Source organism: Chloracidobacterium sp., from assembly GCA_016720705.1.
In the GTDB taxonomy this organism is placed as follows: Bacteria; Acidobacteriota; Blastocatellia; order Pyrinomonadales; family Pyrinomonadaceae; genus OLB17.
Genome location: JADKKB010000007.1, coordinates 1,490,458 through 1,512,892, shown reverse-complemented (window position 1 = coordinate 1,512,892; position 22,435 = coordinate 1,490,458). Strand labels below are relative to the sequence as shown.

Below are 22,435 nucleotides of genomic sequence, written 5' to 3'. Positions count from 1 at the left end.
GAAAATATATGTGGAAAAAGCTCTATATTGTCTTTGGTGTCGGTGTACTGCTGGCATACTCCTCGGCGGCGTGGTTCGGCTGGGAGTTGGCTAATTCAGGCAGCAAATCGCGCTTGGGAGTGCCGTTCTTTTATTCAGGATTTCGTGGAGGAAAATGATGATGAGTCTTTTATCGATCGCCCCGTTTCTCGGTTTGGTCGTCAAGCTTGAAGAACTTTTGCCTGTTCTTACGACTACAGTGATCTTTGTCGCGATCGGATTGATCGTGTTTGCAATCGCTTTTATAATTGTGGTTGTAGTTTCGCCATTTTCGGTCAAAAAGGAGATCGAAGAAGATCAGAATACGTCGCTCGCGATCATCATCGGAGCAATTATCATCGGCGTAGCAATGATCATCTCGGCCGCAATTCAGGGCAACTGATCTACACACAGCGGAAAGTGGAAGATGGAAAATGACCGAGGTTTATTTCGTTTTCCGTTTTCCGCTATTAATTTTCCGTTTGTATGAAACGTGCTCCGCTGCTTTTTCTAAATGTCTTTGTCATTGCCACCTGCGGACTCATCTATGAGCTGCTTGCCGGGACGCTCTCAAGCTATGTCCTGGGCGATTCGGTCACACAGTTTTCGCTGATTATCGGCATATATCTATTCGCGATGGGCGTCGGCTCGTGGCTTTCTCGATTTATTGATAAGCACATTGCCGAGAAGTTCATTGATATCGAACTTGCGGTGGCCGTCATCGGTGGATTTTCAGCACCGCTGTTGTTCCTTACGTTTGCCAATCTCTCGTATTTCTCCGTAGTTCTCTACTCCGTCGTATTTATTATCGGCACATTGGTCGGCCTCGAGATTCCGCTACTGATGCGGATCCTGCAGGACGAAATGGATTTTAAGGACCTGATCTCTCGAGTCTTGGCGTTTGACTACATCGGTGCATTAGCCGCATCTCTGCTTTTCCCCATATTTTTTGTGCCGAAATTGGGCCTTACCCGTACCTCGTTGCTCTTTGGAATGCTCAATGCGGCCGTCGGCATTTGGGGGACGTGGCTTCTGCTGCCTTTGCTGAAGAGAAACGTCACGATAATGCGGGTCAAGGGCTTCGTGATACTCGCATTGTTGGCCATTGCGTTTATCAAAGCGGACCGCCTGACCACACTTGCCGAGGATGCACTGTTCGTTGATAACATCATTTACGCAAAAAGCTCGACCTACCAACGGATAGTTGTGACAAAAGGGAAAACGGGCTACGCACTGTTTCTAAACGGCAATCTGCAATTTAATTCGTTTGACGAATATCGTTATCACGAGGCTCTCGTGCATCCGGCATTTGCATCCTTTACGGGTGATCCACGCCGCGTCTTGGTTCTCGGCGGCGGCGACGGACTTGCCGTCCGCGAAATATTAAAATATCCGTCTGTCGAATTTATTCAGCTAGTCGATCTTGACCCGGATATGACTAAGGTCTCGGCCGCAGTCCCGGCACTCGGTGAACTTAACAAACACTCGCTGGATGATCCGCGCGTCCACGTGACGAATGCCGACGCATTTGTCTGGCTGGACAGTGTGCAAGCCGAACCGTTCGACATAGCGATCGTCGATTTCCCCGACCCTAACAATTTTGCGCTCGGGAAACTGTATACGACGAGGTTTTACAATCTTCTCAAACAGAAGCTTCGGCCTGACTCCTCCGTGGTGATACAGACTACCTCACCACTGATCGCACGCAAGTCATTTTGGTGTGTGGTCAAGACGCTCGAGGCAAGTGGCTATACGGTCAGACCCTATCAGACAACTGTCCCGAGCTTTGGCATCTGGGGCTTTGCTCTCGTAAAACTCCAACCGTTTGAAAAACCCCAGTCGCTCCGGCCCGGAATCGAGTTACGCTTCCTGAACAGCGACACGTTCGCGTCACTTTTTGAATTTCCAGCCGACACCTCAATGCCGAACGAAGAGCTCGAGATCAACCGCCTTGATAACCAATCGCTGGTCCGCTACTACGAGGCTGAGTGGCGCCGTTTTGAGCAATGAATCTTAACCGCCGTGAGTTGCTGACAATGTTTCTGGGTGCACCGTTCGCATTTGCGGCGTGCCGGTTAGATCAACCGCGAGTGTTCCCTGAAGGGGGAATCGTCGGCCAGTCCTTTGCGCTAGGGCATATCTTGCGCGAAAACCGAACCTTTGATGTGCCGTCCGGTAATTGGGAAACAAAAAAGGTAGCGATCATCGGCGGCGGCATTGCCGGTCTCTCGGCCGCTTGGAAACTTAAAAAGCAACACTTCAACGATTTTGTTCTCCTCGAACTTGAAAAGGATGTCGGCGGCACATCTATAAGCGGCAAGGGCGAACCGGTCAGTTACCCTTGGGCCGCACATTATCTGCCTGTGCCGTTTCAGGAAAATACGGAACTTATCTCGCTGCTGGATGAGATGTTGCTAACTGATGGCCGTGACGCTCAGGGCGAGGTCGTCGTCAAGGAACAGTTTCTGTGTCGTGAGCCGGAGGAACGCCTTTACTACAAAGGCCGCTGGTACGAAGGCCTTTATCTGGCCGTCGGTGCCGACGAGGAAGATAAACGTCAGTTCGCCGAGTTTCAACGGCGAATCGACGAATGGGTCAGTTGGCGCGATGCCGGTGGAAGGCGTGCTTTTGTGGTCCCGCTCGAGGGTTGCTCAGATGACCCGAGCGTGACCTCGCTCGACAGGATCTCATTTGCCGATTGGCTACGGCAAAACGGATTTACCTCAGAGCGGCTCTATTGGTATTGCGACTATGCAACGCGCGACGACTATGGTCTAAAGGCCGATCAGGCGTCCGCGTGGGTCGGTCTGTTCTATTTTTGTTCGCGAGTTCGAAAGAGCGGGGTCGAGTCGCAGCCGTTCATTACAGTTCCCGAGGGCAATGGCCAATTTGTCCATCATTTTGCCGAAAGTGCAAAGGACCACATCCGGCGTTCCCAAATGGCAGTTTCGATCACCCCGACCGACAAAGGCGTCGATGTCATCTGCCTGGATGGTAATGATCTTCGCGGTATTCATTGCGAAAAGGTGATCTATGCGTCGCCGATGTTTTCGGCTCCATACCTAATTAGAGGTTTTCGCGATGACGCACCGTTTGCCGCCGGCGAGTTTCAGCACAATGCGTGGTTCGTCGCCAATCTATTCTTAAAAGATCGGCCAAAGCCGCGATTTGCAAAGGATTTTCCGCTTTCTTGGGACAATGTATTGTATGAGAGCCCATCGCTCGGGTACGTGACGGCAACTCACCAAAAAGGCATCGATTATGGTCCGACGGTACTGACCTACTATTATCCGATGTGTCACGAAAAGGACGGTCGGACCAAGCTTTTCGATTACGACTGGAAACAGCTCGCCGACGTTTGCCTTACCGACCTTTCACGAGCGCACAGCGATATTTACGAGCTCACAACCCGGATCGACATTATGCGTTGGGGGCACGCGATGATCAGCCCACGTCCCAACTTCATCTGGAGCGGCATCCGCGAAAAAGCTGTGAAGCCGTACCGCAACATCCATTTTGCCCATACCGACCTCAGCGGCGTCGCACTTTTTGAAGAAGCGTTTTATCATGGATTGCGCGCAGCAAAGGCCGTTTTGGCGACCACGACTTAAAATCGCATAGAAATGCAACAAGTTTCAGAGATCGATATTAGTTTGCATCAGCCCGTCGGACAGCCATCGGTGACCCAAGGTTTGGACGGTTCGGATCGCTGGCTGTTCTCACGCAATACTGATCTCGCGGTCTTTTTGGGGAGCGCGGTTTTGTCGCTCTTACTTTTGGCCATCGGTTGGCAGATGGGGATCGTTAATAGTGATTCGCCTGAGTGGACTTGGGTTTCGGCGGTGTTGCTGATTGACGTCGCACACGTTTGGTCGACCAGTTTTCGTGTCTATTTTGATAAAGGGGAATTTAAGCGTCGGTTCTGGTTGTACACACTTGTCCCGATATTTGGCTATGCCTTCGGCGTCGCTCTGTATTCCGAGGGCGAACTTGTATTTTGGAAAGTGCTGGCGGCGATCGCGGTGTTTCATTTTGTCCGGCAGCAGTACGGCTGGGTCAATCTCTATCGGCGAAAGCTGGGCGAGACCGAGCGTTGGACTTGGTGGGTCGATGCGTCGGCAGTCTATCTCGCAAGCGTTTATCCGCTCGCGTACTGGATGACGCAACTGCCGCGAAACTTTGAGTGGTTTGTTCAAAACGATTTCATTCGCTTGCCCACGATAGTCGAAACAGTACTATTCCCGATCTACCTGGCGGCGTTGACGGTCTATGCCGTCAAGTCGGTGTACCAATACGTCATAGTCGGATTTCTGAATATAGGCAAAGACATCGTTGTGGCAACGACTGCCATTTGTTGGTACGTCGGGATCGTGTATTTCAATTCGGACTATGCGTTCACCGTGACCAATATTCTTATTCACGGCGTGCCATATTTCGCACTCATATATCTTTACGCCCGTATGAAACGCGAAACTGCCGGGCCGGTCTATCGCACTTTATCGTCAAATTGGCTAGTGTTTCTGGCCACGCTTTGGGCTCTCGCGTATATCGAGGAGCTATTCTGGCATCGCGGCGTTTGGCACGAAAAACAATGGCTCTTCGGTGGCGACTGGAATTGGGGCGGCCTCAAGATGTGGCTCGTACCGTTGCTCGCTCTTCCGCAATTGACGCATTATGTCCTTGACGGGTTTATATGGCGGAAAAGCGGCAATCCGGGCATAAAATTTATCTCGTAAATAATTGTACATACAGCTAACAAAAGCGAACCTAAGATTGTGCCTGACCGTGGCCGTGGCGGTAATCTTGGGGTTTGCTCTGACATCTTGTCGGCGTTCGGGCGGAATAAGCATCATAAGCCCGTTGGACGAGACCGCTGATGCCGCTCTGATCGTAGTTGATGCTAACAAGGATCTGACAAAGATCAAGGTTCTCTATCAGCAAAATGAAGGGAAACGCGAAGACCTCAAGGCCGCCATGGAAAAGAACGATGTTGAGTCCGCAAAAAAGATAGCTGACGAGGTGCTGTATCTGATCAATGACGGCACTGCCTTTGGCAAGGCTGCTGTCGAAAAGATCCAAAAGGCACAGGAAATGCAGATCAATGACGACTACCGTGAGTATCTGCGATTAAAAGAAGAGGCTCTAAAGAGGCAACTAGAGGCATTTGAAAACTATCGGCAGGCTGCGCGCCTTCTCCGCGACAGTTATGACCCGAAAGACGTGAAGATGCGCGAAAAGGTAAAAGAAGAGTTCAAAACACGAAGCGAAAATTATCGAAAGCTGATGGAAGATGCCCGCGACTACAGCAGTCGTGCCAACGAACTCGCCAAAGACGTGATTCGGCGGCAACAGGATAATTAAGACAATTGTCGCGGTTTGAGCACTGATCAACCCTTCCGCAATTTGATCAATCGCTCTGCCGCTGCCTCGAGCGTCTCGTCCTTTTTGCAGAAGCAAAATCTCACCATTTGAGCTCCCATCGAGGCTTCGTGATAGAAGGACGATCCAGGAACGACCGCGACGCCGATCTCGCGAATGAGGTGTTTGGTAAATTCGATATCGTTGGCAAAACCGAAATTGGAAATATCGGCCATTACGTAATACGCCCCATCCGGCAAATCACACTTAAATCCGACATCCTTGAGCACCGGTACGATAAAGTCACGTTTGCGGAGATACTCAGTTTGCAGGCCTTGATAGTAACTTGGCGGTAGCCCGAGTGCATACGCACCAGCGTGCTGCAGTGGATTGGCCGCCCCGACCGTCAGAAAATCGTGCACTTTTCTGATCGCAGATGTAATATCCGGCGGAGCGATACAGTAACCGACGCGCCAACCCGTGACTGAGTAGGTCTTTGAGAGTGAATTTACGACGACTGTTCGCTCACGCATTCCGTCGATATTGGCCATACAGTGGTGAGACTGTGGGTCATTCTCGTCGATGCCGTAGATAATGTGTTCGTAGATCTCGTCGGTAAAGCACAGCGTGTCGTGTTCTTTACAGAGATCGGCGATGAACACCAACTCGTCGTGTGTAAAGACCTTTCCGGTCGGATTATTCGGATTACAGATGATGATCGCCTTTGTTTTATGGTTAAAGGCCGCCTTTAGCTCTTCGCGGTCAAATATAAATCCGTTATCAGTTCGATACAGCGACACGTGGCGTGGTATTGCGCCCGAGAGAATAGCGTCGGGTGCGTAGTTTTCGTAAAACGGTTCGAATACCACGACCTCTTCGCCGGGATCTACCGTCGCCATCATCGCTGCGATCATCCCTTCGGTCGATCCGCAAGTGACCGTGATCTCAGTCTCAGGGTCGAGATCGAGCCCGAGAAACCACATTGTTTTTTTGGCGATCGCGTCGCGAAAGCTCTTAACGCCCCACGTGATCGCGTATTGGTTATAGTCCGCGGCGATCGCTTCCATAGCCTTTTGCTTGATGTCCTCAGGGGCGGCAAAATCGGGGAAACCTTGTCCCAGATTGACCGCACCATATTTGACCGCCTCGCGGGTCATCTCGCGGATGACCGATTCGGTGAAGCTTGCTGCCTTTCGGGAGATGCGATTTTTCAAAACTTTAGCGTCTGACATAAAACCATCCTCTGATCTATTACAATCGTTAACGGGTCGTGCCGGAGTAACCCGCTGTATTTGCACTGTACCACGCCCAAGCACTCTCGATAATTGTTTCAAGCGTTGGAAATCGCGGTTCCCAACCTAAGACCCTACGAGCCTTGGCGGCGTTCGCGATCAATCTCGAAGGGTCACCCGCCCGCCGCGGAGCGATAACCGTCTTGATCGGTCGTTGCGTAACTCGTCCGGCAGTTTCGATCACGTCGTTTACCGAATAGCCATTTCCGTTACCAAGGTTTATAAATTCGGACTCATTATTGGCTCGCAAATGATCCAGTGCTGACATATGAGCGCTTGAGAGGTCGGAAACGTGTATGTAATCACGGATCGCGGTCCCGTCCGGCGTATCGTAATCGTTGCCGAAGATCGACACGTGCGGAATGCGGCCTCCGGCAGCGTAAAGAGCAAGTGGGATCAGATGGGTTTCGGGAAAGTGATCTTCTCCGCGAGTCGCGGTCGCACCGGCGGCGTTAAAGTATCGAAGGGCGACAAAGCTCAGGCCGTATGCATTTTCGTACGCCGACAGCGTCCGCTCGACCATAAATTTGGTCCAGCCGTACGGATTTGTCGGCGATTGTGGATGTGCTTCGTCGATAGGTAGATACTGCGGCTCACCAAAGGTCGCACAGGTAGACGAAAAAATGAATTTCTTAATACCCTTGGCGACCAGGTCGTCAAGCAGGCTCAGAGTCTGAACATAGTTGTTCTCGAAGTACTTCTGCGGCTTTTCGACTGATTCGCCGACGTAGGCGTATGCCGAAAAGTGCATACAGGCCTCAATATCGTTCTCCGCAAAAATGCGGTTTAGAAGGTCGCGGTTGCCAATATTACCGTGATAAAAGGGAACATCGGCATCGACCGCCTCGCGATGGCCGTAAACCAGATTGTCCACAACGACGACATCCTCGCCGCGAGCTTTCAGATCATCGACCGCGATGCTGCCGATGTAGCCTGCCCCGCCTGTTACCAAAATTGCCATTGATTTCTATTTCTCGGCCGTACCGAGTTGAGCTTGCGTAAAAAACTTGTCGCCGCCACCCGGATCGATCTGTGTGATCGTCGCCTCGGGCAAAAACTCGTTAAAGATGGTTCGAATACGAAATTCGCTTTGTACTTCGACAGCGTTTCTGAACTCTCGGAGAATATTCTCGACCTCAGGCCGCGAATATGTAGCGATCTTGCCGATAAAGATCTTGGGATGCCGAGTCTTCAAAAGGTTTTCACCTGTTATCTCGAGTTCCTCGAACAGCTTTTCGCCTTTACGGATACCGGTAAATTGAATGTCGATGTCCTCGTACGGCGTCAAACCGGACAGGCGAATCATATCCTCGGCGAGGTCAAGTATCTTGACCGGTTGCCCCATATCGAGTATGAATATTTCGCCGCCCTCACCGAGTGCACCGGCCTGCAGAACAAGTTGCGATGCCTCGGGGATCGTCATAAAGTACCGCGTCATTTCCTTGTCGGTGACGGTGATCGATTCGCCCTTCTCGATCTGTTCGCGAAAGATGGGCACCACCGATCCGGCCGATCCGAGTACGTTACCGAACCTGACGGCAATATAATGAGTCGGAAATGAATGCTTCAAATCCTGGATCACGATCTCGGCAATTCGCTTTGACGCTCCCATCACCGAGGTCGGATTGACCGCTTTGTCGGTCGAGATCATAACGAAATCAGCCGCGCCGAATTCGCCCGCCAGCTCGCCCAGTTTTCTGGTCGCAAAGACATTGTTCTTGATCGCCTCAGAAGAGTTCACTTCCATCAAAGGCACGTGCTTATGGGCTGCGGCGTGAAAAATGACCTCCGGGCGGTATTTGGCGAAGATGTCTCTCATTCGCGGTTCATCACCGATATCAGCGATGAGCGGTACAAAGTTAGCGTCAGAGTATGTGTTGGTAAGTTCGCGGCCGATCTGAAAGAGGAAAAACTCGGCCCGTTCGACCAGTAAGATCTGCTTTGGAGCGTAATTCGTTATCTGTCTGACCAGCTCGGACCCGATGGAGCCGCCCGCGCCGGTCACCATTACGGTCTTGCCGGATAAAAATTCGTGAAGATTTTGATCGTCGAGTTCGATCGGATCGCGGCCGAGCAGATCCTCGATCTGTACGTCGCGAATGCGGCTGACCGAGACTCGGCCGTGGGCTATCTCGTTGAGGCTCGGAACAATTTGTGCCTTGACCGGTATCGCACTGCAGACATCCATTATCCGGCGGATCTCTTTGCCCTGTGCCTGATCGATCGCGAGCACAACCTGTTTGATATTTAACTCATCTACAAGCCGCGGCAGGTCGCGCGTTGTCCCCAGCACTTTGACGCCGCTAACGCTTCCGCCTCGCTTACGCGGATCGTCGTCGACAAAACCGCGTATTTCAAGCTCAGCGTCCGCACGGCCCAGCATTTCCTTTGCAAGCGTCGCCCCCATTCGCCCGGCGCCGACGAGCAGTGTCGGCTTTTGCTTACCGCGTTTCCGTCCCGAATATGTCCGATTCTTTTCGTCGAGTTCGTACACGAAACGGCGCGTGATACGCAGAGCGAGCAAACCGCCAAACGCCATCATCGTATCGATCAGGATCACCGAGATCGGCACCTGCCACCAGTTAAAATTGGTGAACATCAAGACGAACCGGAAAATGATCAGAACGGCACCCGAGATCGCCGCTGCTTTCAAAAATACTTTAATGTCTTCGATACTGACGTACCGCCATATGATGGAGTAAGCCCCGACCAGAAACAATGTCGAAAGCTGTACAAGGACAACAAATGGTAACTGGTGAAGAGCGGTCTCGACATAATACTCGCCGAGCTGAATGTTGACGGCCGGAAGATAGGCGATAAAGAACGCCACGCATAAAACCACCACGTCCGCCAAAAACTGAAGCGGACGCCGCAGGAACCAAAAATTCTCACTTATCTGATCGTCTTGATTCATTTACCTTACCAAAATCGCTAACCGGTTATTTTATTCTGAAATTACTTTGACGACAGCGCAACTGTCAATGCAAAATACTCATCCAATATCTCAGTGGCTACGCCGAAAAACGGTTGAATAGCGCAATTTTGTAGGTTATTCTTTAGCGGCAGTCGTTTTGTGAGGATTTTTAATGAAAGGTGCGTTTTTATTTGTCTCGGTAATGATCTTGGGTTTGTCGCAGATAGCGTTTGCTCAGGCAACGCCGACCGATACCGCCATACCGAAAGGATATATGGTCGGCCCCGGCGATGAGATCACCGGTAAAGTTCTCGGCGAGCCGCAGTTCGACTTTGTTGCTACCGTCGACGAGGACGGCAAGATCGAAGTCCCTTTCTTCGACAAACCGGTTGTTGCCAAATGTCGCTCCGAACGCGAGTTGCGCACCGACATTAGCGCATTGTTGGCTAAGTACCTCAGAAATCCCCAGATCAGCGTCCGCGTAACCGAGCGCAAGAGTCGTCCGCCGGCTACAATCTACGGCGAGGTAAATAAACCGCAGGAGATCACCTTGATGAGAAAGGCCACTCTTGTGGAGATACTCGCTGTCTCAGGCGGTGTTAAGGATGAAGCGGGCGGAATGATACAGGTCTTTCGCACACGGGCTCCGCTGTGCTCAGACGGAAACGATGATAGCGACTGGAAAATGACCGGCGGTGATGCGACTGACGTGCCGTCGCGAATGTTTAGCCTAAGCAGCGTTAAACTAGGTAAAGAAGAGGCAAATCCGATAATCTATCCCGGCGATGTCATCGTCGTGCAAAAGGCATCACCGGTTTATGTTACCGGCGAGGTCGTTGCCCCGCAGGGTGTTTATCTAAAAGAGGGCGGAATGACGTTGACCGAGGCTATTGCCAAGATCGGCGGTGTACGACGCGAGGCCAAGACCAAGGATATCAAGATCTACAGGCTAAAACCGAACTCGAAAGAGCGAGAGGTGATCGCCGCAAACTACGATCAGATAAAGAAAGGCCAGCAAAAGGACATTATGCTCGAGCCCTACGACATCATTGAGGTTGATAAGGCCAAAAAGAGTATTGGCCAAACTATCCTCGAGGTCGTGACCGGTGCCGCCCGAACAGGCCTGAGCAGTATGACGGGCGGGCTAGGGTCAAGCATACTCTATTAGAGTTATGACTGGTCGGCGTACATTTCGTCGATCAGCTCACGATATTTTTCATCGACGACGCGACGCTTTAACTTCATCGTTGGCGTCAATTCGCCTCCGTCGACCGTTAATTCATTTTCCAACAAGATAAATTTCTTAACCTTTTCGAACTGAGCCAATCCCTCAGTTACCGTTGCGATTTGGCGTTCGAAGAGATTACGGATGCGGGCGTTTTGGCAGAAATCTGCGGGAGTCTTAAGATCGAGTTCCTTGAGGTGAGCATACGACTCGAGCATTTCAAAATTGGGTACGATCAGTGCCGCAGGAAAACGCCGCTCATTGCCGACAAGTACGACTTGATTTACAAAGCGCGAATGTTTGATCATCTGTTCGATGTGGGTCGGGGCAATATACTTACCACCCGAGGTCTTAAATAGTTCCTTTTTTCGGTCCGTGATCTCCAAGAATCCGTCAGCGTCCAGACGTCCAATATCGCCGGTTCTAAACCACCCGTCATCAGTAAAAACGTCCCGCGTCTCTTTTTCCTTATTGTAGTAGCCAAGCATTATGCCCGGCCCGCGAGCCTCGATCTCACCGTCCTCGGCGATCCTGATGCCGACATTGCGGATCGGTTTACCGACAGTACCCAGACGATGATCGATCGGATTATTGGATGAGATCACCGGCGAGGTCTCGGTCAGGCCGTAACCCTGCATTATCGATATCCCTGCGCCTGTAAAGATCAATTGGATATCGTCCGAAAGTGCGGCACCGCCCGTAATGCAAAACCTAAGCCGACCGCCAAAAAAATCACGCATCTTAGCATAGACGATCTTGTCGGCTAATCGATGTTTGGCCGCAAGCGCCATACTTACCGGAATGCCATTTTCATTTGCAAGCGCAAATTCCTTTGCGATCTCGATTGCCCAGTCAAAGATTTTTTCGCGTATTGGACTCGATCGTGCGGCAGAGAGCCGAGCTTTTTCATAGACCTTTTCAAAAATTCGCGGAACTCCGATAAAGATCGTAGGCCTGACCTCTTTCAGATTCTCGGGGACCTTTTCAATCGATTCTGCAAAGTAGACGCCTAAACCGGAGAGTATGTAAATGTACATTCCGGTGCGTTCAAAAACGTGTGATAGTGGTAGCACAGAGAGCGAAATGTCGTGCCCCGAGAGCTCAAAATGCTCGCTAGCGTCGATCGTATTTGAGATCAGGTTCGAATGGGTGAGCATCACGCCCTTCGGCTCGCCGGTCGTGCCGCTCGTATAGATCAATGTCGCAATGTCATCTGGGCTTACCGCCTTACGCAGCGATCCCGAGAGGTCGGGCTCCGCCAAACGTAACATCGCTCCGGCAGATTCGAGTTCGGTGAGAGCCATCGCCATTTCGTGATCGACACCCGTGCTGTCGAAAAATATGAGCTTTTCGATCGACGGGCACGCGGCGATCGCGTCGCGGATCCGTTCAAACATCGCGACGTCCTGAATAAAGACCACTCGGGCCTGCGAATCATTGATAATGTAGCCTACTGATTCCGGCGTCAGCGTCGTGTAGATGGGGACATCGACATATCCGCCAAACTGGCAGCCCGCATCTGACAGCGTCCATTCCGGAGAATTTGCCGCAAGAATGGCTGCCCTGTCTCCTTTTACGAGCCCGAGCGAATACAGGCCTAAGGCAATATTCTCCGACCGCTCGACCATCGTGACCGCCGAGATCGAATTCCACTTTCCGTCCGCTCTGAAATTTAGAGCGTCGGGCAGATCGAACCTTTTGGCCGACAGCAGGAACAGATCGGCAAGCGTGTGTGGTTCGTCCGGGTTGAGCGGAATTCCGCGCGAAACCGGCGAAGTCGAAACCTTTTCGTCGGTCATCCGCTCATCACCCCCCCGAAGAATATTTTTAAAACCTCATCAGCCATCGGTGTGAGCGGATAAGATCTTTTCGACAGTATCCAGTTGGTTACCATCTCGTCGAGTGCTCCGTACAGTATCTTGGCGCAAATGATCGGCTTGATGTCGCTGCGAAGGGTCCCTGCCTGTTGCCCGTCCTCGATCGTCTGCCGGATGATGTCTAGATAATCGCTAAATCCGGCGGCCGAAAACTCCTGCATAAACTTTGTCGAGCCCCTAAGTTCCACCTGAAAGACGATCGCCATATCGCGGTCCGAACCCAATTTCTCCAAGTGAAGCTGAGCTATCTTTCGGATTCGTTGCTCGGGCGATGCAATGCCGCTGATCTCTCGCTTACCTTCCTCGATAAATTCGCTCATCGCACGGTCAAAGATCGAATGCAGAACCTCTTCTTTGCTCTTAAAATATAGATAGACGGTTCCGTCGGCTATCCCGGCTTCACCCGCAATATCGGACACCTTCGAGTTAAAATAGCCCTTAACGGCAAAAACCTTGGTCGCGGCGCGCAGAATCGCCTCGCGTTTATCGATGACTACAGTTTTTGCGGATTGACCGCTCCGGTTTGTTCGGGACATAGTGCAGCTTATGAATGAACCATCATTCAGTTTGCACTAGGCTATACCATAACGCCGTAGCAAATCAAGAAAAATACCCCGATCGACCGTAATTTTTGTGTAATACCGCGCGCTAGTCGACACTTGGTGGCAGTGTGTGCAAAATAATTGTTTGTAAAAAGGGAAAATAGGTGGCGGAGAGGACAGGACTCGAACCTGCAAGCGATCACTCGCGGTAGTTTTCAAGACTACTGCCTTACCAATTAGGCTACCTCTCCGCAATTGAGGCAATTCAAAAATATACCCCAAATCGAACGCGCAGACAAACGATTTCGAAGCAGTTTTCTGCCCGAGAGCTCCTCGAATGCGTTAGACGCCCCCGGCGCCGGTCGCCGGAGAGAGCTGTCACCATCAGGTTCGACGAAAAATTTAGTTGAGATTTTAATTTGAAGCGAGCAATTGATCGATCTTTGACTCCATTGTGGACACCTTGTCCCAGCCGCTCGATCGATATGCAACTTTGCCGCTGCGGTCGATGAGATAATAAGCCGGAAAGCCCATATCGACGCGTCCTTGTCTGTCACGGTCGGCGTACTGCAATACGATCCCAAACCCATTCGGTATGATCGAAAAATCGAATTTATTCGATCGCAGAAACGGCTCAACTCGCGACTCGTCTTCCATTGTCACCGCAATAAACTCGACGGGGCGGCCTTCAAACCGCTTCTTAAAGCGGTTGAGTTGAGGTATCTCACTTCGGCAGATTTCGCACTTTGTAGACCAAAATGTCAGAAGCACGACGGAATCGCGCATTGCGGAAAGATCAAAAAACGAATCTTTAATTCCTGGTGCGGCAAACTGGGGCGATAGGTCGCCCTCCCGTAAACTATTTTGAGCCAAAGCCGGCGTCATTAGGAGAGCAATGAGTAGAAGTATTTTTAGTAACTGCATCGGGATATTTTATTGCACACAAAGTAATGTTAAAAAAAATTTAACATCCTTTAAAATAAAGTGTTATTCCCGTCGGATTTCAATAAAATACGTTATCGGCTCAAACCGCGGATCAAAGACGGCATCCGGTATAAATGTTAAAATTGCAAAAATGCTGCTCGAATCTCTCGAAATCCTCAATTTTCGCAATCTCAACGGGAAAATCTCATTCAGTAACGGACTCAATATCTTCGCGGGTGACAACGGCCACGGAAAGACCAATTGGCTTGAGGCCATTTATCTTTGCGGCCTGACCAAATCATTTAAGACACCTAAACTCACGGACGCCATACGCTTCGGCGAAAGTCTGGCAGTCGTTTCCGGAATGGTCCGTGAATCGCCTGAGATAACCCGAAAGCTACAAGTCGCTATCGAGGGGAATACCAAAAATCTCTCGATCAACGATAAAAAGGAGACCGTCCAACGTTACCTAGGCCAAATGCACGTCGTTGTCTTTAACGCCGACGAACTCGAGATGATACGCGGCGTGCCTGATGCGAGGCGCCGATTTCTTGACGGTGGGATCGTATCGCTCCATCCGCCCTTCGTGCAGACGTTCACGGATTACAATCGTGTGGTAAGGCAAAAGAACTCGCTGCTTGCAAACGCTCGTGACAGTGATTATTCGCTGGACAAGGCCTCGGCGCTTCTCGCGCCTTGGAATGAACAGTTGGCGATGCTGGCAACGCGGATCCATCGTGCGCGTTTACGATTTGTTGAGCGGATAAATGAGGTGCTTGAAAAAAAGCTGTTTGGGCGCGAAGAGTTGACGATCCGGTATCTGTCGTCACTCGAAGACAAGGGCGATCTCGCGGACTATCAGGCGCTGATAACTGACCGATTGGCTCTGCGCGTGCAGGCCGAACTGGCGGCGGGGCACGCGCTTATCGGAACGCATCGTGATGATCTGGCGGTAAGCTTCGACGGTCACGATATTCGCCGATTTGGGTCGTCGGGCCAACAGCGAAGTGCCCTTTTGCTGCTTCAGCTTGCCGGCATCGCAGTTTTTCACGCCACCCGAGGAGAATATCCGCTGTATATGCTCGATGACATTGATGCCGAACTCGATTATCGCCGGATCGGCCAATTGCTAGATTACCTCGACGGCAAAACTCAGACCTTTGTCACCACTTCGAAAGAGAGTTTTGTCGAACGCTTTGGGACTGGCGCGTGCATTTTCGATGTGCGCGAGGGCGTAGCTGAAAGGCGATGAAATCAAAGCGTTTGCGCGTCTGAAACGCTGTCACAAATGGTCGAAAAATGCTATAATTCCCTTTTCTATCAGGCTGGAGAATTTTCTCCTACTCAGTGTCCGCCGGATACTGGATTTGTAGAGGTTCTTCGGCCAAATATGTTACAGGCATCTATTCGAGAGGTTTAATAAAATTGGCTAAAGCAAAGACAGATTACGGTGCAGATTCGATCACCGTCCTTGAGGGCCGTGATGCCGTGCGGAAACGCCCGGCGATGTATATCGGCTCAACAAGTGAGATCGGACTTCATCACTTGGTATACGAGGTCGTCGATAACTCGGTCGATGAGGCCCTGGCGGGTTATTGCGACACCATCGAGGTCACGATCCACATCGACAACTCGGTAACGGTCATCGACAACGGCCGTGGCATTCCGACGGACATCCACAAGCAAGAGGGCCGTTCCGCCGCCGAAGTTGTGATGACCATCTTGCACGCCGGTGGCAAGTTCGACTCAAATTCGTACAAGGTCTCGGGCGGCCTGCACGGCGTCGGCGTGAGCTGCGTCAACTTTCTAAGCGAATATTTGCGTCTGGAGATCTGGCGCGATGGCAAAACGCACGAGATGGAGTTCGAGGCCGGCATTCCGGTCGCCTCGCTCAAGCAGACGGGTACAACCTCAAAACGCGGTACCAAGATCACATTCCGACCGGATTCCAGCATTTTCGAAACGACCGTTTATAGCTTTGAAAAACTGTCTGAGCGACTTCGCGAAAAAGCGTTTTTGAATAAGGGCATCCGTATCCATATCAAGGATGAGCGCGAAGACCCGGAGAAATCACACGAGTTTTATTACAAAGGCGGCATTGCCGAATTTGTAAAGCACCTTAATCGAAACAAGACGCTGCTTCACGAAGAACCGTTGTACTTTGAGGTCGTTGCGGACGAACTGTCGATCGAGGTGTCGATGCAGTACAACGACAGCTACGACGAAAAGATCTTTTCGTTTGCAAACAACATCAACACCGTCGACGGTGGAACGCATCTCTCCGGTTTTCGCGGAGCGATCACGCGGACCATCAACGCCTACGCCGAATCCTCGGGTATGGTAAAAAACGCTAAGGTCACGCTCACCGGCGACGACGTCCGCGAGGGCTTGGTAGCTGTCATCTCGGTCAAGATCCCGCAACCGCAATTCGAAGGACAGACAAAGGGCAAGCTGAACTCGCCGGTCAAAGGCCCGGTCGAATCATTTTTGAACGAAAAGCTCGGCGAGTTTTTTGAGCAAAATCCGAATGTCGCGAAAAAGATTGTCGGTAAGGCAGTCGATGCCGCCCGCGCCCGCGATGCTGCCCGTAAGGCCCGCGAGATAGTCCGCAAATCTGCACTTGGGACATCGACATTGCCCGGCAAGCTTGCGGATTGTCAGGAAAAAGATCCGGCATTGTCAGAGATCTATATAGTTGAGGGTGATTCCGCAGGAGGGTCGGCCAAGCAGGGCCGTGATCGTAAGAATCAGGCCGTTTTACCGCTCAAGGGTAAGATCCTCAATGTGGAAAAAGCCCGCTTTGACAAGATACTCGGCTCCGGCGAGATCAAAGCTCTGATCACGGCGCTCGGTACCGGTATCGGCAAAGAAGATTTTGACATCAATAAACTGCGTTATCACAAGATCTGTCTGATGACCGACGCCGATGTAGACGGCAGCCATATCCGCACTTTGTTGCTCACGTTCTTTTACCGCCAGATGCCCGAATTGCTGGAGAACGGTTACGTTTACATCGCCCAACCGCCACTATATAAGGTCAAACGCGGTAAAAAGGAAGAGTACATCAAGGACGAGAAGATGATGTTTCGCTACCTTATGCGGATGGCGACCGGCGAATCTCAGATCACGTCTAACGGACGCGCGGTCGAGGGCCGCGAGCTGTCAAAGGCTCTCGAGCAGACGACCGAATTCGGGAACTACGCTGACCGTGTCGCTCGTCGATTGTTTAATGACCGCAAGCTTGCTGACCTCTTGCTCGACGCATTTGCCGGGACAGACGGCGTCCTTACCAAAAATCAAGTTCGCCTCCGAAAGGTCTTTGGCGAACAGGAAATGATGGCAGAGATCGAAGGTAAGCTGATCGATGCGGGCTACAACGCCGAACTTGGCGGCGACACCGAGCACGGCTTGCTCGAAATTCACGTCATTTATCCAAATGGCCAGACGCTCAAGGTCGACTGGAATCTCGCAAGCTTTGTCGAGTTTCAAAAGGCGATCGAGCTCAAACGAGTGCTCGACGCAGATTTCTCCGGGCCATTCGTGCTCGGCGAAAACGGCAAGAGCGAGACCCTGACAAGTCGCGAAGAGCTGCTTGAAAAGGTAATGACGATGGCCAAAAAAGATCTGACCATCCAGCGTTATAAAGGTCTTGGTGAGATGAATCCCGAACAGCTATGGGAGACCACTATGGATCCCGAAAAGCGAACGATGCTCCAGGTCCGTATCGAAGACGCCATCGAGACCGACGGTATCTTTACTGTGCTGATGGGCGATCAGGTCGAACCCCGACGCAAGTTTATCGAGGACAATGCTCTCGACGTTAAGAATCTCGACGTATAGGCGAGCCTTCGGATAATATGAAATTAAGTCAGTTGATAGTGTTAGCGGTAGTCGCTTTTTCTCTAAGCTCCATCGCACAAGGGCAGAAATTGCCCACATTCTCTCAGTACAAGTCCGCTACTGACAAAAAACGCGTGATCACGGTCGATCTCAAGAGTCATAAGGACGCGCGAATGTTTCGCACTAATCTGCGAAATGCCGCCAAGGGCGGTGTGAATTTTGCCGGCCACTATGTGCTCACTGGTTGGGGATGTGGGACGAACTGTTCGCAGTGGGCAATAATTGATGCCCGCAACGGGCGGGTTTTCTTTCCCAAGGAGTTTGCCGGCGTCGGATTTGGCTTTTGTGCGCTTCCCGAAAACGGACTGCCAAAGGATGCTCCGGGCCTGGGCGATGAAGATGCCGGCCCGATCTATTCCAAGGCAACCAGCCGCCTCGTCATCCTAACGGGCTTTCCAGGTGGCGGTCTCGACGACGACAGGGTAAAGTGCGGAAACTATTTTTACGAATGGACGGGTACTGCCCTCAAACAGATCAAACTCGTCCCTGGCAAGCGAGTCGACACACCCTAGGCTCTAAAACATCCATTCCGACCGATCAGCGGCGATCTCGCAGACGAGATCGCCGCCTTTTTTTGCCCGCAAAAGAGGGCTTTTTGATGATCAACTCATTCACAAAACCGCGACATTCTGGGTAAAACCAATTGACCGGCGGACCGCGCCTTAATCGACGATGACATTTCGAAATGTTCACACTATACATTTCTCGCCGCCGGCGATAACACACCCGGAGTTCCCGTTAGGTTCGTCAGGTTTGCTTTAGCGGTCGGCTCTGATATTTTGTGAGAGAACCTTTTCGGAGCAAACCAAATGAAAACCATCCAGAGCGCGATCCTTATCCTTGTCTTGTGTCTATCCGTCCTCGGCCAGGTCACGTTTGATCAGTCGTACAAATCGGCGGAGTTTAGCGACCCCGCGAGGTTGGACAAGATAAAGCAGACCTTTCCGGCGATCGAAAAGATCTATAAGGATCACGCGGCCAAAAATCATTTCCCCGGCATTGCATTCGGCATCGTGGTCGATGGCAAACTCGTTTTTGCGGGCAACGACGGCTATACGGATATTGAAAAAAAGACGCCTGTAACGTCACAGTCATTGTTTCGGATCGCGTCGATGAGCAAGAGCTTTACGGCGATGGCGATCCTCAAACTGCGCGACGACGGCAAGCTACGGCTCGACGATCCGGCGCATCTCTACGTGCCCGAGATGAAAGGCCTGAAATACCCGACCGCGGACTCCAGGCCGATCACGATCCGCCAACTGCTGTCACACGGAGCCGGTTTTCCCGAGGACAACCCGTGGGGTGACCGCCAACTAGCCGATACTGACAAGGATCTGTCCGAGCTTCTAAAAAAGCAGGTTTCATTTTCAAACCCGCCGGGGATTGCCTATGAATACGCCAATCTGGGCTTTGCTCTGCTCGGCCGCATCATCACTAAGGTTTCGGGCAAACCGTATCAGCAGTACATTCGCGAAAACATCTGGCGGCCGCTCGGGATGACGACCTCGGAATGGGAATACGCCAATGTTGCTCCTGACAAGCTCGCTCACGGCTACCGTTGGGAGCGTGAACGCTGGAACGAAGAAACGCTGCTGCACGACACGCCGGACGGTTCGTGGGGAGCGATGGGCGGTATGATCTCGTCGATCGATGAATTCAGCAAATATATGGCGTTTCATCTGAGCGCCTGGCCGCCGTCAAATGCCGCCGAGACCGGCCCGGTGGGGCGTGCCTCCGTCCGCGAGATGCATCATCCGTGGCGATTCAACGGGCTGAATCTGAATTTCACATATCCCGGCGGACGAGTCTGCGCGACCGCGGGTGCTTACACGTATGGCCTCGCCTGGCTACGCGATTGCGACGGCCGTACCTACATTGGCCACAGCGGCGGGCTGCCCGGATTTGGCAGTCAATGGCGGATCTTGCCGGAATACGGCATCGGCGTCGTGGCATTCGGCAATGTAACGTACGCGAGCCTCGGCAACGTCAATCTGCAGGTGCTCGACCTCATGGTCAAAACCGCCGACCTCAAGCCCCGACAACTTCCGGTCTCAAGCATACTGGCCCAGCGAAAAGCCGAAATACTAAAGGTCATCCCGGCGTGGGACAGCGCCGAAAACAGCGGGATATTTGCCGAGAATTTCTTCCCGGACCATCCGATAGACCTTTTGAAAAAGGATTATGCCGAGCTTTGGGCAAAGGCCGGTAAGATAGTTACCGTCCGCGAAATGATCCCCGAAAATGGGCTTCGCGGACGATTCATAATCGAGGCCGAAAACCTAAATATCGAGGTCTATTTCACCCTCAGCCCTGAAAATCCTCCGCTTATTCAGGAATTGAGGGCGAGGGAAGTGCCAAAATCGAGGAATTAAACATCCTGGCGGGCGGTGCCTTCTATCTCGAGGATCAGATTGGCGCCGTAGGCTTTGGCCGGGGTTTGATAGCCGGGCGCGAAGTTGCCGGCGAGAATCTTTTCGGCGATATTGAGCGCCGCGATGGCGGTTATCGTATATCCCTCAGGGCCTTGCAAGCGTGATTCGACCTTGTTCCCGTCGGCGTCCGATGCCTCACCCCAAAGCAACGTTCCGCCTTTAGCGCGCTCCGCGTCACTCGGGCCACCGGCCGGAATTTTGCCCTGCAGATAGCGTTGAAGCGGTCCCGTAGCTAGTAGCCAGCCAATATAGCGGCTCATTTTGAGCATCTTAAGATTAGACGCTGGGACGATCGTAAACACCTCGATATTCGGTATGCCGGTCGAGTAGTACGCGGTCGCGACATCGCCCCAGGGAATAGTGACGCCGGTCTTTGTCACCTCGCCAAAATCGATCTCACGAGTTTTCCACGCCGCCGGAACGGGCGTGATCTTACCGTCCTTGCGGATCGCGCCGCCATTGCCGACATTCATCGTCATCGTTGCGGCGGTTCCGTGCGACAGCCTTCCCATACCGTAAAATGCCAGTGAAAGATGCGTCGCCGACGGCAAACGATTCTTGAGATGCACGGCAAGGCTATCGCTCGGCACCACGTCAAAACCCACGCCCGGCATTATCATCACACCGGCTTCTTGTGCCTTTTTGTCCATCGCCGCACACGTTTCAAATACGCTGATCTCACCGGTGATGTCGGTGTAGTGCTTGCGGTTTCGCAGACACGCCTTGACCATCGGCAAACTCGTGATCGAAAACGGCCCCGCACAATGCAAAACCATATCGACCTCCTGCAAAGCCGCATCGAGCTTTGCGGTGTCATCGAGCGAAAATGCACGATGCTCAAAGCCGTACTTACCAGCCAAGTCGGATATCTTCGCCTCATTACGCCCCGCAAGTATCGGCTTCAGACCACGCTCCGCCGCAAACCTCGTGATCAATTCACCGGTATAACCGTTTGCTCCGTAGATCAAGAAAGTATTTGCCATATTGAAAGGATTTTCACGCAAAGCCGCTAAGGACGCAAAGTGCCGGGACGTTTATTCGATAATTTTTTGCACCCGCCCGACCTGACCGTCCGTCAATCTCACCTTGATACCGTGCGGATGATTTGGGGAATTGGTCAGCAGATCTTTCACCATACCGACGGTTTGTTTGCCGGTTCGCTGGTCCTGTTTGAGGACGATAGCGACTCGTTGACCGGGACGAATATTTTGGCGTTCGCGATGCGGCATATTAGAAAATAGTCAGGTTCTGTAACTGCGTTGCTTTGAGTTTATCCAAAAAATCCTCACGGTCAATGTCAATCGCACCGAGTGCCTGCATATGCGGCGTCATCACCTGAGCGTCAAGCCAGTTCGAACCGCGATCGCTGAGGTGGTCGATGAGGTGCAATAGTGCGAGTTTTGAGGCGTTAGGCGATTTGTAAAACATCGATTCTCCGCAAAATACGCCGCCGGCGTCGATGCCGTAAAGCCCGCCGACCAGATTGTCTTCGGCATCCCACGCTTCCACACTATGAGCTATCCCCGCAAGATGAAGTTCGGTGTAAACCCTTACGAAATCAGGTGTTATCCAAGTGCCTTGCTGACCCGGCCGAAACGCTCGCTTACATTCGCGAATAACCGCGGGGAAATCTTGATCTATCGTAAAACGCAATTCACTGCCGCGGCGGATCTTTGCCAAGCTTCGCGATATCCTCAACTCGTCAAACTCGATGATCGCTCGCAGGTCAGGGCAATGCCACGGCAACGGGATGCCTTCCGTGTACCAGGGGAATATTCCCATTCGGTAGGCCCGTACGACATTCTCTGCGGTCAACCGCCCGCCAAAATGCACAATTCCGCCGGCCGGATACATAAATTGGCCGATGATCATCCACGAGGGATAATCGTATGTGAGCGGATCCGGAAAATCGATCTGGGACATAGACAAATTCTACATTAGAGACGCCTTGGC

General features: G+C 52.0%; 20 protein-coding genes and 1 tRNA gene. 11 read left to right on the top strand and 10 right to left on the bottom strand.

The genetic code is table 11. The features are described 5' to 3' along the window. The first annotated feature begins 8 nt into the window (after positions 1 to 8). The 6 genes from IPQ00_13945 to IPQ00_13920 all read left to right on the top strand — a co-directional run bounded on the left by IPQ00_13945 (position 9) and on the right by IPQ00_13920 (position 5,379). The gene (locus IPQ00_13945) at positions 9 to 158 is read left to right on the top strand and encodes a hypothetical protein (GenBank protein ID MBL0241664.1); all 150 of its coding nucleotides are present in this window, start codon (positions 9 to 11) and stop codon (positions 156 to 158) included. A 2-nt stretch (positions 159 to 160) separates the two neighbouring features. Next, positions 161 to 421 carry a DUF350 domain-containing protein gene (locus tag IPQ00_13940; GenBank protein MBL0241663.1) on the top strand — a complete coding sequence of 87 codons (261 nt, stop codon included), beginning with the start codon at positions 161 to 163 and terminating at the stop codon, positions 419 to 421. A gap of 83 nt (positions 422 to 504) precedes the next feature. Further along, positions 505 to 2,028, top strand: a complete 1,524-nt coding sequence (locus tag IPQ00_13935) for a polyamine aminopropyltransferase (GenBank protein ID MBL0241662.1) — start codon at positions 505 to 507, stop codon at positions 2,026 to 2,028. After that, positions 2,025 to 3,629 (top strand): FAD-dependent oxidoreductase, encoded by a 1,605-nt coding sequence (locus IPQ00_13930; GenBank protein MBL0241661.1) that lies wholly within the window; start codon positions 2,025 to 2,027, stop codon positions 3,627 to 3,629. Before IPQ00_13935 ends, IPQ00_13930 begins: the two co-directional genes overlap by 4 nt. Positions 3,630 to 3,710: 81 nt before the next feature. Further along, positions 3,711 to 4,754, top strand: coding sequence for a hypothetical protein (locus IPQ00_13925; GenBank protein MBL0241660.1), 1,044 nt, complete (start codon positions 3,711 to 3,713; stop codon positions 4,752 to 4,754). Positions 4,755 to 4,878: 124 nt separating this feature from the next. Continuing rightward, a complete protein-coding gene (locus IPQ00_13920) occupies positions 4,879 to 5,379 on the top strand; it encodes a hypothetical protein (protein ID MBL0241659.1) in 501 nt (166 codons plus the stop codon). Between the two features lie 26 nt (positions 5,380 to 5,405). On the opposite strand, the gene IPQ00_13915 is transcribed toward IPQ00_13920, so the two are convergent. From IPQ00_13915 to IPQ00_13905, 3 genes are read right to left on the bottom strand one after another with little or no spacing between them, the layout of a single operon-like run. Next, on the bottom strand, positions 5,406 to 6,608 hold the full coding sequence (locus IPQ00_13915; GenBank protein MBL0241658.1) for an aminotransferase class I/II-fold pyridoxal phosphate-dependent enzyme: 1,203 nt from the start codon (positions 6,606 to 6,608) through the stop codon (positions 5,406 to 5,408). Between the two features lie 28 nt (positions 6,609 to 6,636). Further along, on the bottom strand, positions 6,637 to 7,629 hold the full coding sequence (gene galE / locus IPQ00_13910; protein MBL0241657.1) for a UDP-glucose 4-epimerase GalE: 993 nt from the start codon (positions 7,627 to 7,629) through the stop codon (positions 6,637 to 6,639). A gap of 6 nt (positions 7,630 to 7,635) precedes the next feature. After that, a complete protein-coding gene (locus IPQ00_13905; protein ID MBL0241656.1) occupies positions 7,636 to 9,582 on the bottom strand; it encodes a polysaccharide biosynthesis protein in 1,947 nt (648 codons plus the stop codon). A 172-nt stretch (positions 9,583 to 9,754) separates the two neighbouring features. Between IPQ00_13905 and IPQ00_13900 the strand changes: the two genes are divergently transcribed. Further along, positions 9,755 to 10,750, top strand: a complete 996-nt coding sequence (locus IPQ00_13900; GenBank protein ID MBL0241655.1) for an SLBB domain-containing protein — start codon at positions 9,755 to 9,757, stop codon at positions 10,748 to 10,750. 2 nt (positions 10,751 to 10,752) lie between these two features. Here the strand turns inward: IPQ00_13900 and IPQ00_13895 are convergent, their stop codons facing one another. From IPQ00_13895 to IPQ00_13880, 4 genes are all read right to left on the bottom strand, one after another. Next, positions 10,753 to 12,606, bottom strand: coding sequence for a long-chain fatty acid--CoA ligase (locus tag IPQ00_13895; protein MBL0241654.1), 1,854 nt, complete (start codon positions 12,604 to 12,606; stop codon positions 10,753 to 10,755). After that, complete coding sequence (locus IPQ00_13890; protein MBL0241653.1) at positions 12,603 to 13,220, bottom strand: TetR/AcrR family transcriptional regulator; 618 nt, start codon at positions 13,218 to 13,220, stop codon at positions 12,603 to 12,605. Before IPQ00_13890 ends, IPQ00_13895 begins: the two co-directional genes overlap by 4 nt. Positions 13,221 to 13,391: 171 nt before the next feature. Next, a tRNA-Ser gene (locus IPQ00_13885) sits at positions 13,392 to 13,477 on the bottom strand. A 163-nt stretch (positions 13,478 to 13,640) separates the two neighbouring features. Continuing rightward, complete coding sequence (locus tag IPQ00_13880; GenBank protein ID MBL0241652.1) at positions 13,641 to 14,150, bottom strand: TlpA family protein disulfide reductase; 510 nt, start codon at positions 14,148 to 14,150, stop codon at positions 13,641 to 13,643. Between the two features lie 151 nt (positions 14,151 to 14,301). On the opposite strand from IPQ00_13880, the gene recF reads away from it, so the two are divergent. The 4 genes from recF to IPQ00_13860 all read left to right on the top strand — a co-directional run bounded on the left by recF (position 14,302) and on the right by IPQ00_13860 (position 20,422). Next, positions 14,302 to 15,402, top strand: a complete 1,101-nt coding sequence (gene recF, locus IPQ00_13875; GenBank protein MBL0241651.1) for a DNA replication and repair protein RecF — start codon at positions 14,302 to 14,304, stop codon at positions 15,400 to 15,402. A 173-nt stretch (positions 15,403 to 15,575) separates the two neighbouring features. Continuing rightward, positions 15,576 to 17,990, top strand: a complete 2,415-nt coding sequence (gyrB, locus tag IPQ00_13870) for a DNA topoisomerase (ATP-hydrolyzing) subunit B (protein MBL0241650.1) — start codon at positions 15,576 to 15,578, stop codon at positions 17,988 to 17,990. A 17-nt stretch (positions 17,991 to 18,007) separates the two neighbouring features. Beyond that, the gene (locus tag IPQ00_13865; GenBank protein MBL0241649.1) at positions 18,008 to 18,562 is read left to right on the top strand and encodes a hypothetical protein; all 555 of its coding nucleotides are present in this window, start codon (positions 18,008 to 18,010) and stop codon (positions 18,560 to 18,562) included. 297 nt (positions 18,563 to 18,859) lie between these two features. Next, the gene (locus IPQ00_13860) at positions 18,860 to 20,422 is read left to right on the top strand and encodes a beta-lactamase family protein (GenBank protein ID MBL0241648.1); all 1,563 of its coding nucleotides are present in this window, start codon (positions 18,860 to 18,862) and stop codon (positions 20,420 to 20,422) included. Here IPQ00_13860 and IPQ00_13855 read toward each other — a convergent pair. Genes IPQ00_13855 through IPQ00_13845 form a run of 3 tightly spaced genes read right to left on the bottom strand, consistent with a single transcriptional unit; the run spans position 20,419 to position 22,354 of the window. Beyond that, positions 20,419 to 21,465 carry a saccharopine dehydrogenase NADP-binding domain-containing protein gene (locus IPQ00_13855; protein MBL0241647.1) on the bottom strand — a complete coding sequence of 349 codons (1,047 nt, stop codon included), beginning with the start codon at positions 21,463 to 21,465 and terminating at the stop codon, positions 20,419 to 20,421. The two genes, IPQ00_13860 and IPQ00_13855, sit on opposite strands and share 4 nt — an antisense overlap. A gap of 51 nt (positions 21,466 to 21,516) precedes the next feature. After that, positions 21,517 to 21,711: a YwbE family protein gene (locus IPQ00_13850; GenBank protein MBL0241646.1), complete on the bottom strand. Its 195-nt coding sequence runs from the start codon at positions 21,709 to 21,711 to the stop codon at positions 21,517 to 21,519. A gap of 1 nt (position 21,712) precedes the next feature. Beyond that, positions 21,713 to 22,354, bottom strand: coding sequence for a leucyl/phenylalanyl-tRNA--protein transferase (locus tag IPQ00_13845; GenBank protein MBL0241645.1), 642 nt, complete (start codon positions 22,352 to 22,354; stop codon positions 21,713 to 21,715). Positions 22,355 to 22,435 lie beyond the last annotated feature (81 nt).